This is a genomic window from Limnohabitans sp. DM1, from assembly GCF_001269385.1.
Taxonomy (GTDB): domain Bacteria; phylum Pseudomonadota; class Gammaproteobacteria; order Burkholderiales; family Burkholderiaceae_C; genus Limnohabitans_A.
The window spans coordinates 198,221-211,401 of sequence record NZ_CXOO01000011.1; the positions used below are offsets into that span (position 1 = coordinate 198,221).

Consider the following 13,181-nt stretch of genomic DNA (forward strand, 5'->3'; position numbering starts at 1 on the left):
CCTGATGCCGTTACAAACTTTCACGTCCTGGCGCTGGATTGGTCATGGCAGCTGCTAGGATGCATTTTCCATTTTTGACCAGCCTACATCGTGAAGCCTAACCCTGTGCACATCACCTCACGGCATTTGATCACCGGCGCAGTCTTGCTTTCGGCCTTGCTGCTTGCAGGCTGTGCGAGCACTGGCGGCAAGCAGAGCGGCATGCCGGTGCTCTATCCGAACGCAGCCTACAAAGCCATGGGCGAACTGGCTGTAAAACAACATCTGAGCCAATGCATGTCAACAGCGCAGTCAAACGGCCTGAATCCCTACGATGACCACAACGCAGTGGCTTCTGGCGCCAAGACAGGTGCTGCCATAGCCGGGGTCACGGGGGCTGTCAGTGGTTTGGTGTTTGGCCGTGGCAATTTGAACGATGCCGTCAAATATGGCGCACAAAGCGCTGTGGTCGGTGCCGCAGCAGGGGGCACACGCGGCGCCTTGAGTCCGCAACGCCCCAACAACATTTACCGCCAGTTTGTTCACCGTTGCGCCAGCGAAAAAGGCCTCGACATCATCGGCTGGCAATGAAATCGCCTGCTTGAGACGGGATGGTTCAAGCGGAAAGAAGCCATCGCTTCAGCAGTGTCCCAAGCGGTTGCAGCGCCAAAGCAGGCACTGAAAATGCTCAAGCCCTGAGCCGGTTGACCCCTTGCATGACGCCTACCAGCACCGCACCGGCCACAAAACCGGTCACACCGCCTGCCAGGTTGCTCATCAGCGCACCCCCAAAGGTCAGTCCTTGAGCCCAATGCTCAACGGCATGGCCGAGCGCGGGCACGCCATGCAGCAAGATGCCACCGCCCACCAAAAACATGGCCGCCGTGCCCAGCACCGACAGAGCCTTCATGAGCCACGGGGCAAAAGCCAGCAGGCCACGGCCCAGCATCTGCTGAAACGCGCTTGTTTTTTGGGTGAGGTAAATACCGGCGTCGTCGAGTTTGACGATGCCGCCCACCAGGCCGTACACACCAATGGTCATGACAATCGAGATGCCCACCAGCACCCCCACTTGTTGCGCAAAACTGGCCGTGGCCACGGTGCCCAAGCTGATGACAATGATTTCAGCAGACAAAATGAAATCGGTACGCATCGCCCCCTTGATCTTGTCTTTTTCAAAGGCCAACAAATCCATATGCGGGTCGGCAACAGCCTGCACCAGTTCGGCATGGTGGGCATCGGTTTCTTCACGGCTGTGCAACCAGGCGTGCAGCAGTTTTTCGGCGCCTTCAAAGCACAAAAACAGCCCCCCCAGCATCAAGAGCGGCGTGATCATCCAGGGCGCAATCGCACTGATGAGCAGTGCAGCGGGCACCAGGATGGCTTTGTTGAGCAAAGACCCCTTGGCCACCGCCCAGACCACCGGCAATTCGCGGTCGGCTTTCACGCCTGTTACTTGCTGAGCGTTCAGTGCCAGGTCATCGCCCAGCACACCAGCAGTTTTTTTGGCGGCGATTTGCGTCATGGTGGCCACATCGTCCGCAGCGGCTGCGCTTTGCCGGGCTGCCACCTTGGTCATGGTGGCCACGTCGTCCAGCAAAGTGGCGATGTCGTCGATCAGGGTCAGCAAACTGGATGCGGCCATTCGGTGTCTTTCGAGAGTTAAGGATGAAGTCGGGCGTTAAGCTTAGCGCAACAAATTGTGCAGAGCCTGGCCTTTGACGTTGCGGTAAACATCGAAGTCTTTGTCGATGGACACCACATGGCGAATGTCCAGGCGTTCGGCGGCTTCCGCGATGGAGGCATCGGCCAAGTCCAGGGGCAAGCTGGCAAAACGCTGGCAGATGCTGAGCACACTGGTCAGGCTCCAGTCGGCGGGTGCGTCCAACGCCAGCGCGCCGCGCTGAACCCACTGCAGAAAATCGAGTGCCGCTTCGTTGTGGATGCGCCTGGCAAGCAAGGCGCAAACCTCGGTCAACACAGGCCAGGTGGTGTGCAGGGCGACCTCGGGGTGCGCTTTCAGCCACGCCAGCGTTGGCCGATGCCATTTATCGGCACTGTTGAATAAGGCCAGCAAAGGGCCGCTGTCCATCATGGCTTGCAGTACCGGTGGTTGGGCCCGCCAGCCTGGACTGGGCTCTTCGGCCATCAGCGCAGGGGTGCTCATGAACGACGCAGCTGTTTGGCTTGCACCGCATCCGCCCATTCGCTTTTGCGGTTTTCCGCCAGATCGGCCGGGCCTGCGAATCGGCCAAAAACGCCCTCGCCCAGCGCCCATGCGGATGCGGTGACAGGGGGCTGTGACAAATACGCGGTCAGGGCATCGCGCATGACTTCACTCAGGCTTCGGCCTTCCTGTGCGCAGCGCATGCGCAAGGCGTTTTCAAGCTTGTCGGGCAATTTGACGGTGGTGGTCATGGGGACTCCAGGTAATAAAATTATTATTACTCGGGGTGGATGACCTGTCAATCTGCATGCCCGATCAGCCCAGCGGCTTGAGCAATTCGTTCAAATCCGACTCGCCAAACAAAGGCTCTTTGCGCTGAACCGCGCCTTCGTACATGTCTTGGGCCAGTTGTGCCTTGCGCTCTTGCAGGGCCAGCATGCGTTCTTCAATGGTGCCTTGGGCCACCAGTTTGACCACCCAGACGCTTTGCTTTTGGCCAATGCGATGGGCACGGTCCGTGGCCTGGTTTTCCACGGCGGGGTTCCACCATGGGTCGTAGTGGATCACGGTGTCGGCTTGCGGCAGGTTCAGGCCCACACCGCCGGCCTTGAGGCTGATGAGAAACAGGGGCACCTGTCCGCTGGTGAACTTGTCGATGATCGTGTCACGGTTTTTGCTTTGACCGGTGAGCTTGACCCAGGGGATGCCCAGCGCAGGAAGGGATTTTTCGATCAACCCCAGCATTTCCGTGAACTGAGAGAACAGCAAAATCTTGCGCCCCTCGGCCACCATTTCAGGCAGCATGTCGAGCAATCGGGCCAATTTGGCCGACTGCTGGACCTGGCTGGCCGTGCTGAGCTTGAGCAGCCTGGGGTCGCAGCAGACCTGGCGCAGCTTGAGCAGTGCGTCCAGGATGGTGATCTGTGAACGGCCCAGGCCCTGGGTGTGCAAGGCTTCGCGCACGGTTTTTTCCATGCCCAGGCGGATGGTTTCGTACAAATCGGCTTGTTTGCCCTCCAGCGGCACCTGCATCAGGGTTTCGATCTTGGGCGGCAACTCGCTGGCCACCAGGTCCTTGGTCCGACGCAGCATGAACGGGGTGATGCGCGCACGCAGCTGGGCCATTTTTTCGGCGCTGCCCTGGCGTTCGATGGGGTTGCGAAACAGCTCGGTGAAGCGTTTTTGACTGCCCAAAAACCCGGGCATCAGGAAGTGGAACTGGCTCCACAACTCGCCCAGGTGGTTTTCGATGGGCGTGCCGGACAGGCACAGGCGGTGGATGACCGGAATTTCGGTGACCACTTGGGCGGCGTGGGTGTTGGCATTTTTGATGTTTTGCGCCTCGTCCAGCACCAGCAGGTGCCAAGGTGCGGCCAGCCACAAATCGCGATCGCGCGAGAGCAAGGAATAGGCGGTGATGACCACATCAAACCCGGCCAGATCGGCCACGGTTTCATGCCGTGACAGGCCGTGGTGCACATGGGTTTTGAGTTCAGGGCAAAAACGTGCGGCCTCGCGCTGCCAATTGCCCAGCAGGCTCACGGGTGCCACGATCAATGCGGGCTGGGTCAGACGTCCGGCCTGCTTTTCAATCAGGATGTGGGCCAGCGTTTGCAGCGTTTTGCCCAGGCCCATGTCGTCGGCCAGGATGCCGGCCAGGCGGTGCTCGCGCAAAAACTGCAGCCAATTGAGGCCTTGTTGCTGATAGGGCCGCAGCGTGGCTTGCAAACCGGCAGGCGGCGGCACCTCGGTCAGGGGGGCCTGGCCACGCATCTGGCGGACCATGTTTTGCAAGCTTTTGGCGCCTTGCCAGACGGCGCCCTCGCCCAAGGAAGCGGCGGTGCGCAGCGCATCCAGGCGCGACAGGCGCAGCGCGTCGCCATCCCAGTGGTGTCCACGTTCACCGTGCAGTTCCATCAAGGTGGTCAACCAGGGTTTGATCTTGGACGTGGGCAACTTCACAAAACCAGTGCCCTGTAAATCGGGCAAATACAGATGTGCGGGCAGTTCAGGCAGACCATCGTCCGTGTCTGAAGCCTGGCGGGCACTGCGGGCCAGCGCTTTCAAAATCTCGGGCACCCAAGGCAGGATGTTGACCCGCTGCCCGTCGATGTCCATGCCCAGCGACAGGTCAAACCACGGTGAGGTGTCATCTTCACCGCCTGCGCCTTCCAGGTTCACATGCACGTCTTCGGCCAGACGCAGCCAGTGGTTCAGATCGGTATCGGTGTGCACCACCAGCCCAGCATCTTGCAAAGGGGCAAAGTCAGATTCCACCCAGTCCAGCCAGAGGGCCGTGCCTTCGGCGCCCGGAATGCCCAGCACATTGTTTTGCCAAAGTTGAAAACCCAGATCGTCCAGAAGGGTCCAGACCGCCAATTCAGCGACCAAGTCCCGCACCAGCATGCGTGACTGCGCGCCCTGCCCCACGACCACGCGGGTTTGCTGATGCGCCCAGTGGCCCACATGTCCTTGGTAATCAAAATCGAGTTGGGCATGAAACAAGCCCTGTTGTTCACGCAAGTGCGGCGCTATAGCCGTCAGTTTGAGCACGCCCAGAGGCGCAACTCCCCGTATTTCAGGCATTTTCTCGATCACGGGAGGCAAAGGCAGCGTGCCCAGGCGATCCATCAACTGCTGCTGGAGCTTGACCGCCACCCGTTCGGGCACCACCGGCGACTGCGTCAGCAACACGACCTGGTCGGCACTCATGCCCTGGGTGTCCAGCGGACCGCACAGGCCCTGCGCCGGGTCCACATACAAAGGAGGGTCATTGAGCCCGTGCAACACGCCCGGGCGTGCTGCTTGCATGTGCAGCTTCCAGCCAGGGGGCTGGTTGTCCTGGGCGGCGACTTCCTGCCAAAGCCCGACAAAGGTGACGGGTTCATCACGCCATTGCAAGGGTCGAAGCGGTGCGCCTTCCCACATCAAACGCTCGGTTTGGCTGCACATTTGCAGCAACAACTTGGCGGCCAAACCCTGGAGTTTGACCGCGCCGTAAAAACCATAAATGCTGAAACTGTTCAAGGGGGGGCATGCTTTGAACAGATCGAAGATGCCTCTTTCAGAGGGCAAGCTGTTGCGCCAGATCGGGTCATGCGCCACCGGTTCACTGGTGACTTTTTTGGGCTTGCTCCACTGTCCGTCGCGCTTGCGCGTGGCGCGAGTGATGCTCAGGTGAAAGACCGGCCTTGGCCCCGTCGTGTTTTGTGACAGCACATACAAAAATTGCTCCTGGCTGCTGCCAGGCAGGCTGAAGGTTTGCGAGACGTTGGCGCTTTCAAGGCGACCCAGCCAGTCGCGCACTTGGTACTCGGCCTGTTGTAAGGCGCGTTCTGCGCGCTGTTGCGATTGCTGCTCGGCCGATTCGCCGTTGGCGGGGCCATCGCCGTGCCCGTGGAGCATCGAAAAGCCCTGCATCGAGGCATGGATGCCCAGCGCCGCGCCGTGTTTGCACATGCGCCCCACCGGGCAGGTGCAGGTGGAGCGCCAGGCTTGCAAATTTCCCCCTTCGGAGACGCGCAACTGAGCCGTCACGGTATAGGGCGATGTTTCGCGGCCTTGCACCTTGGCAATCAGACGCCATTCGCCACCGTCGGGCGTCATCTGGGCAGATACCACCTCGTTTTGCAAATACAGCGCCGTGCCTTTGGCCCACGAGTTGGAGTCAAAGTAAAACGCCAGCTGCGAGGGCGGAAACCACTTTTCAGAAACCACTGATTTCATGCATTCAGACGGTTTAGCCCACCCACTTGCGGGCGTTTTGCCACACGCGCAACCAAGGGCTGGTGGATGCGATGTCACCACTCGTCCAGCTCATTTGCACGTTGCGGAACACGCGCTCGGGGTGCGGCATCATGGCCGTGAAGCGCCCGTCTGCCGTGGTCACGGCCGTGAGGCCGCCCGCGCTGCCGTTGGGGTTGAAGGGGTACTCCTCCGTGGCCTGGCCGTGGTTGTCCACAAAGCGCATGGCGCCAATGGCTTGGGTTGGATTGCCCCTGTGCTTGAAGTTGGCAAAGCCTTCGCCGTGCGCCACGGCAATCGGCAAGTGGCTACCCGCCATGCCTTGCAGGAACAGGCTGGGCGATTCCAGCACTTCGACCATGGACAGGCGGGCTTCAAAGCGCTCGCTTTGGTTGGTCGTGAAGCGCGGCCAATCTTGTGCGCCGGGGATGATGTCAGCCAGTTCGGCAAACATCTGGCAGCCGTTGCACACGCCCAGCCCGAAGGTGTCGGTGCGGCCGAAAAAGCCCTTGAACTGCTCGGCCAAAGCCGGGTTGAAAGTGATGGAACGCGCCCAGCCGATGCCTGCGCCCAAAGTGTCGCCGTAGCTGAAACCGCCGCAAGCCACCAGGCCTTTGAAATCGGCCAGCTTGGCGCGGCCCGATTGCAGGTCGGTCATGTGCACGTCGTGCGACTCGAAACCGGCTTTGTGGAAGGCGTAGGCCATTTCCACATGCGAGTTGACGCCCTGCTCACGCAAGATCGCCACTTTGGGGCGAGACAGGTTAAGGAAGGGCGCGGCCACGTTCTCAGCCGGATCAAAGCTCAGCGCCACATGCATGCCAGGGTCGTCTGCGCGCCCAGCAGCGGCGTGCTCGGCATCGGCGCAAGCGGGGTTGTCGCGCTGCTGGCAAATCTTCCAGCTCACGCTATCCCAGACCTGGTGCAGGTCTTCCAGCTTGGCGGCAAACACCTCTTTGGTGTCGCGCCAGATGCTGAGTTCGCCCACGCCTTTTTGGATGGTCGATTGCACAGGACGGGTTTTGCCAATCACATGCGTGTGTTTGGACAGGCCATGCTCGCGCAGGGTTTGCAGCACCGCGTTGCGCTCGGCCGTTCGCACCTGCAGCACCACGCCCAGCTCTTCGTTGAACAAGGCTTTGAGGGTGAGTTCGTCGCGGCGGGCGCTGACCTGGCCCGCCCAGTTTTTGGCGTCGCCATGGTCGGCGCGGCTGTCGGTGATGCCGTCGCCTTCGGTGACCAGCATGTCCACATTGAGGGCCACACCCACATGGCCTGCAAAAGCCATTTCGGCCACAGCGGCCAGCAAGCCACCGTCGCTGCGGTCGTGGTAGGCCAGGATCTGGCCTTGGGCCCGCAAGGTGTTGATGGCCTTGACCAAATTGACCAGCGCTTGCGGGTCTTCCAGATCGGGCACGCTGTCACCAAACTGGCCCAGCACCTGACCCAGCACGCTGCCGCCCATGCGGTTGCGGCCTTGGCCCAGGTCAATCAAGAGCAGGCTGGTGTCATCGGTTTTTGCGTCCAGCTGCGGCGTGAACGTGCCGCGCACGTCGGGCAAACTGGCAAAGGCGGTGACGATCAGGCTGACGGGCGAGGTGACTTTGTGGGTCTGACCGTTGTCGGTCCACTGCGTGCGCATCGACAAGCTGTCTTTGCCCACGGGGATCGAGATGTCGAGCGCTGGGCACAGTTCCATGCCCACGGCTTTGACGGTTTCGTACAAAGCGGCGTCCTCGCCCGGCTCGCCGCAAGCGGCCATCCAGTTGGCGGACATCTTGACGCGGGGCAGCTCGATGGGCGCGGCCAGCAAATTGGTGATGGCCTCGGCCACGGCCATGCGGCCAGACGCTGCGGCGTTGAGCGAGGCCAGCGGCGTGCGCTCGCCCATGCTCATGGCTTCGCCGGCAAAGCCTTGGTAGTCGGCCAAGGTCACGGCCACATCGGCCACAGGCACTTGCCAAGGGCCGACCATCTGGTCGCGGTGCGTGAGGCCGCCCACGGCGCGGTCGCCGATGGTGATGAGGAAACGCTTGGACGCCACGGTGGGGTGGCTCAACACGTCAATGACGGCTTTTTGCAGCGAGACACCCGTCAGGTCCATGGCCGGCGACTGGCGCGCCACGGTGGTCACATCGCGGTGCATCTTGGGCGGCTTGCCCAGCAGCACGTCCATGGGCATGTCTACTGCTCGTTGAGCGTTGAGCGTTGAGCGTTGAGCGTTGGACGTTGAGCTTTGCGCGTCTTGGTCTTCACGCTCAACACTGAACGCTGAACGCTGTACGCCGTCTCCACGCTCAACACTGAACGCTGAACGCTGTACGCCGTCTTCCAGCACCAGCTGGCGCTCGTCGGTCGCCACGCCAATGACTGCAAACGGGCAGCGCTCGCGTTCGCAAAAAGCGGTGAACTGCGCCAAAGACTCGGGCGCAATGGCCAGCACATAGCGTTCCTGGCTTTCGTTGGACCAGATTTCTTTGGGCGACAGGCCAGACTCTTCGAGCTTGACGGCGCGCAAATCAAAGCGTGCGCCACGGCCCGCGTCGTTGGTCAGCTCGGGGAAAGCGTTGGACAAACCGCCCGCACCCACGTCGTGGATGGCGAGGATCGGGTTTTGGCGGCCTTGTGCCCAGCAGTGGTTGATGACCTCTTGCGCCCGGCGCTCGATCTCGGGGTTGCCGCGCTGCACCGAGTCAAAGTCGAGGTTGGCGGCGTTGGTGCCGGTGGCCATGGAGCTGGCCGCACTGCCGCCCATACCGATGCGCATGCCGGGGCCGCCCAGCTGGATCAGCAAGCTGCCTGCGGGAAATTCGATTTTTTTGGTTTGCTCGGCGTCGATCTGACCCAAACCGCCCGCGATCATGATGGGCTTGTGGTAACCGCGCACCACGCCGTCCACGGTCTGCTCGTATTCGCGGAAATAGCCCAGCAAATTGGGGCGGCCAAACTCATTGTTGAAGGCCGCGCCACCCAAAGGGCCTTCGGTCATGATCTGCAAGGGGCTGGCGATGTGCTCGGGTTTGCCGCCCGCTTGGTCAGACATGCCGCCCCAGAGTTTGGACACCGTGAAGCCACTCAAACCCGCCTTGGGCTTGGAGCCGCGACCCGTCGCGCCCTCGTCGCGGATCTCGCCGCCCGCGCCTGTGGATGCGCCGGGGAACGGTGAAATCGCGGTCGGGTGGTTGTGGGTTTCCACCTTCATGAGCACATGGTGCAAGGCTTGTTCGGCTTGGTAAGCCGCGCCCTGCCCTGACGTTCTGGCCACAAAACGCTCCACCGTGTGGCCTTCCATCACCGAAGCGTTGTCCGAATAAGCCACCACGGTGTGCTGGGGGCTCAGCTGGTGCGTGTTGCGGATCATGCCGAACAGGCTCTTGGGCTGGGCCACACCGTCGATGGTGAACTCGGCGTTGAAAATCTTGTGGCGGCAGTGCTCGCTGTTGGCCTGCGCAAACATCATCAACTCCACATCGGTGGGGTTGCGGTTCAGACCCGTGAAGGCGGTGACCAGGTAATCGATTTCGTCCTCGGCCAGGGCCAGGCCCCAAACCTTATTGGCATCGACCAAAGCCGCGCGACCGCCACCCAACACGTCCACATGGTCCATGGGTGCGGGGTCAAGGGCTGTGAACAAGGCCGCAGCATCATCCCGGCTGGGCATGGCCGACTCGGTCATGCGGTCGTGCAGCACAGCGGCCACTTGGCCCAGTTGTTCTGCCGACAGTTTTGCGGTGCTGAGCAGGCCCGATTTCATGGTCAAACGGTATTCGGTCAAGCGCTCGACGCGGCGCAGGTCAAAACCGCAGTTGTGCGCGATGTCGGTGGCTTTGGAAGCCCAGGGGGAGACCGTACCGATACGGGGGCTGACCACAATCAGGGGGCCATCGACCGAGCCCGTGTAAGGCTCGCCGTAGGTCAACAGTGCAGCGAGGGTCTGCTTTTGGCCGTCTTGCAGGGGCTCAGTGCTGGCCACCAGGTGCACAAAACGGGCTGAAATGCCCAAAATTTGCGGCGAAATGGCTGCCAAACGTGGCAAAAGCTGGGCAATACGAAAGTCGCTGAGGGCGCTGGCGCCTTCAAAAGTCGTGATGTGCGGGGACACGGGGTGGCCTTGTAAAGAGACAGAAAACCGTCATTCCGGGGCCGCTGACTGGGGCTGGCCGGCAAAGGAGGTATTTTAACGGGGGAAACCCGTATCTGGCGGCGAGATGGACAGACAGAGGACTGTCTTTTTCAAGAAGCAAAAAAGCCGTGCCGCACAAGCGGCTCGGCTCTTTGATCAGAACGTGCAGGACCGATCAACCCAGCACCGAAGTCGCCTCCATTTCGCGCCGGATTTGGTAGGCATGGGTGCTGGTGTCCATGGCCACGTCGTCCCAAGTCAGGCTTTGGCCTTTGGCCACGGGGCGAATGACTTTCACGCCGTGCGCCAGGCCCAGCGGCACGCCGCCCATGCGCTTGGAGGTGGCCGCTGGCAGCAGCTTGCCCCAGACGGTGTAGCCGCCCTCGCCGTCCAGCATGTCGCCGGGCTTCAAATCTCGTTTGGCGGTGGCCACCACGTCGGCGTTCCAGCCGATGGCCACGCCCGTGGGCTCGTTGCGCAGTGCGACGCTCGCCACACTCACGCCCACTTCGAGGCCAATCAAGTGCCAGCGCTTGTAGAGCGTGAAGTAACGGCCCGACGGATCGGTGTGGGCGTTGTACTCTTCAAAGCAGTTCTTGATGTAGTCGGTTTCGGCCTCCACCGTGACCCACACGCCCATGCGGATGTCGTAGGGGATTTTTCGGCCATCGGTTTCCAGGCTCGAGATCACCTCGACCATGCCCTTGCGCTCGAGCACACCGCCTTCCGAGATCGGGCGGGTGACGTAGGGAATGTCTTCCACGCTGGCGGGGGGGTACAGCAAACCGTTGCTGGGCACGCCCAAACCGGTGGCATTGGACACGGCAGTGCTCTCGATCGAGGGCTTGGAGCCGTCCAAGAAGCTGTTGAACATTTTGGGGTTCAGGCCGCCGCGCTCGGCCTGCTCGGGCGTGAGGCCGTAATAGCCCCACACGGTCTCGGGCGTGGATTCACTGAAGTGCGGCAACCACTTGTGGCCCCGGCCTGCGGCCACGACCGGAAATCCGCAGGTGCGTGCCCAATCGACCAAATCACAAATGAGCGCGGGCTGGTCGCCAAAAGCCAATGAGTACACCACGCCCGCCGTTTGCGCACGAGTCGCAAGCAAAGGGCCGCAAAAGGCGTCGGCCTCTACCGTGACGTTGACCACATGTTTGCGGTGGGCAAAGGCTTCCAGAATGTGGTCCACCGCGTGAAGGGGGGAGCCTGTGCATTCCACGATCACGTCCACCGCCGGGTGGCGCACCAGGCTTTGCCAATCGTCGCCAACGTAAGTGGTACTGTTTTTGACCGCATCGTCCAAGCTGGTGGCCGTGAGGCGCTCAGCTTCCCAGCCCACGCGGGCCAGGTTGGCGCGGGCACCGTCGGGCGACAGGTCGGCAATGCCCACCAAGTGCACGCCGGGGGTGCGCGGAATTTGCGCCAAGTACATGGAGCCGAATTTGCCCGCACCGATCAGGCCGATGCGGATGGGGCGGTTTTCGGCCGCACGTTGCAGGAGTTTGGCGTGCAGGTTCATGCGGCTTCTTTCAAGACATCGAGCGAAGTTTTCAGGGCGCTTTCGGGCATGCCGCCCTTCCAGGGCAAGTCCACCGGGTAGCTGTTGACCAGGCAGTCGTCGGGCAAGCAGCTGATGGGCGTGAAGTCGCGGTGGGCGATGTATTCGGGGCGCTTGTGGCGGCGGATGTGGTTGGACACGGCGCACAGGCTCAGGTACACACTCACCCGGTTCCAGGGCGAGAGGTTGCTGGCCGAGGCGTGCACCAAGCAGCTATGGAACAAGATCATGGAGCCGGCTGGGCCCGTGGGGCTGACGATGCCGCCTTCTTTGCCGCCAGCGCGCTCGACCAACTGGGCAATCAGGTCATTGTCCACCGTCCACAAGGGGTAACTGGTGGTGGACAGGTCGTGTTTGGCCTCGACCACGCCCTTTTTGTGGCTGCCGGGGATGAACATCAGCGGGCCATTGAAGGGGTTCACGTCGTCCAAGAAAATCGCCACGTTCATGGCCCGCTCGGTGGGCATCATGTCGTCGTTGAGCCAGGTGCCGTAGTCTTGGTGCCACTGCCACACATCGCCTTCAAAAGCCATCTTGCCGTTGATCTTGAACTGGTGCATGTAGAGCTCTTCGCCAAACAGGTCTTGCACCGGCCCGATCATGCGGGGGTGGCGCGCCAACTTGGCAAAAGGCTCGCTGTACATGTGGGCGGCAAAGTTGGTGCGCACGGCGTCGCTGCCTTTTTCGCGCACGTTGTAGGCCTCGCGGCGGCTGTACAACTCGGGCACGGCATCGGTCAGCGCTTTGGTTTCTTCAGGGGTGAACAAACCAGGGAAAAACAAATAACCATCGCGGTCAAATTGCGCCAATTGCTCAGGGGTCAATCTCATGCTTGCGCTCCTTTTTGAGGGGGGTGGGAAAGTTGTTCGATCAAGCGGGCTGTGAGTTGCACGCTGGCCTCTTGTGCGTGTTCTTGCACCAGGCGAACGGCCAGATCGACATCTGACGCGGCAATGGCCTGTGCAATCGCTTCGTGTTCGTCCCACACCGTTTGACGTTGTTGCGAGGATTGCAGCACCGCACCCATGACGCGCTTGAGGTGGTGCCAGTGCAGGTCAATGCTTTGCGCGATCAGCGGGTTGCCTGACGCTTCGTAGATGGCCCGATGAAAGGCCAAGTCGGCCTGGATCATGGCTTGCACGTCTCGCCCACTTTCGGCACGGCGGCCCTGGCGCAAGATGCCCGGTGCCAAGCGGGCACCGCGTTCGGCCGCCAGCCGCACAGCCAAGGCGTCCAGACTGCCGCGCACCTGGTAAACCTGTGCAATCCAGCCCACATCCAGCTGCGTGACCCGCACACCTCGGCCAGGCGCATCCTCCACAAAACCGTCTTTTTTGAGCAGGCGCAGGGCCTGCAGCACAGGTTGACGTGACACCGCAAAGCGCTGCGCCAGATCGTCTTGTGTCAGCCGTTCGCCCGGCGCCAAGCTGCCTTCGCTGATCGCGTCGAGCAAGCGGGCGTAAATTTGCTCGACGAGATCGGGGGCAGTGGTCAATTGAAGGGCTGGATGGCTCATTTCTGTATACAGAATACAAATTTTCGTGCATACCTCCAACCCGTGTTTACCCGGTGCTCAGCACACTGCTGGGTTGAGCCGCTTGAATACCCTC

The 13,181-nt window shown here is 61.4% G+C and carries 9 protein-coding genes; 1 reads left to right on the top strand and 8 read right to left on the bottom strand.

Annotation, left to right across the window (positions count from 1 at the left end):
- The first annotated feature begins 90 nt into the window (after positions 1 to 90).
- Complete coding sequence (locus AMM33_RS04160; protein WP_194945229.1) at positions 91 to 570, top strand: glycine zipper family protein; 480 nt, start codon at positions 91 to 93, stop codon at positions 568 to 570.
- Positions 571 to 667: 97 nt separating this feature from the next.
- On the opposite strand, the gene AMM33_RS04165 is transcribed toward AMM33_RS04160, so the two are convergent.
- From AMM33_RS04165 to AMM33_RS04200, 8 genes are all read right to left on the bottom strand, one after another.
- Positions 668 to 1,624, bottom strand: coding sequence for a DUF808 domain-containing protein (locus AMM33_RS04165; protein ID WP_090139109.1), 957 nt, complete (start codon positions 1,622 to 1,624; stop codon positions 668 to 670).
- 42 nt (positions 1,625 to 1,666) lie between these two features.
- Entirely contained in the window at positions 1,667 to 2,146 is a 480-nt protein-coding gene (locus AMM33_RS04170; protein WP_090139110.1) for a type II toxin-antitoxin system VapC family toxin, read from the bottom strand.
- On the bottom strand, positions 2,143 to 2,397 hold the full coding sequence (locus AMM33_RS04175) for a ribbon-helix-helix domain-containing protein (RefSeq protein ID WP_090139111.1): 255 nt from the start codon (positions 2,395 to 2,397) through the stop codon (positions 2,143 to 2,145). Before AMM33_RS04175 ends, AMM33_RS04170 begins: the two co-directional genes overlap by 4 nt.
- Positions 2,398 to 2,461: 64 nt before the next feature.
- Positions 2,462 to 5,872 carry a DEAD/DEAH box helicase gene (locus tag AMM33_RS04180; RefSeq protein WP_090139113.1) on the bottom strand — a complete coding sequence of 1,137 codons (3,411 nt, stop codon included), beginning with the start codon at positions 5,870 to 5,872 and terminating at the stop codon, positions 2,462 to 2,464.
- A gap of 13 nt (positions 5,873 to 5,885) precedes the next feature.
- Positions 5,886 to 9,992, bottom strand: a complete 4,107-nt coding sequence (gene purL / locus AMM33_RS04185; protein WP_090139115.1) for a phosphoribosylformylglycinamidine synthase — start codon at positions 9,990 to 9,992, stop codon at positions 5,886 to 5,888.
- A gap of 196 nt (positions 9,993 to 10,188) precedes the next feature.
- The gene (locus AMM33_RS04190) at positions 10,189 to 11,532 is read right to left on the bottom strand and encodes an NAD(P)H-dependent oxidoreductase (protein ID WP_090139117.1); all 1,344 of its coding nucleotides are present in this window, start codon (positions 11,530 to 11,532) and stop codon (positions 10,189 to 10,191) included.
- On the bottom strand, positions 11,529 to 12,401 hold the full coding sequence (locus tag AMM33_RS04195; RefSeq protein ID WP_090139119.1) for a phytanoyl-CoA dioxygenase family protein: 873 nt from the start codon (positions 12,399 to 12,401) through the stop codon (positions 11,529 to 11,531). Before AMM33_RS04195 ends, AMM33_RS04190 begins: the two co-directional genes overlap by 4 nt.
- Entirely contained in the window at positions 12,398 to 13,087 is a 690-nt protein-coding gene (locus AMM33_RS04200; protein ID WP_090139121.1) for a GntR family transcriptional regulator, read from the bottom strand. The genes AMM33_RS04195 and AMM33_RS04200 overlap by 4 nt, the downstream gene beginning before the upstream one ends.
- Between the last annotated feature and the right edge of the window lie 94 nt (positions 13,088 to 13,181).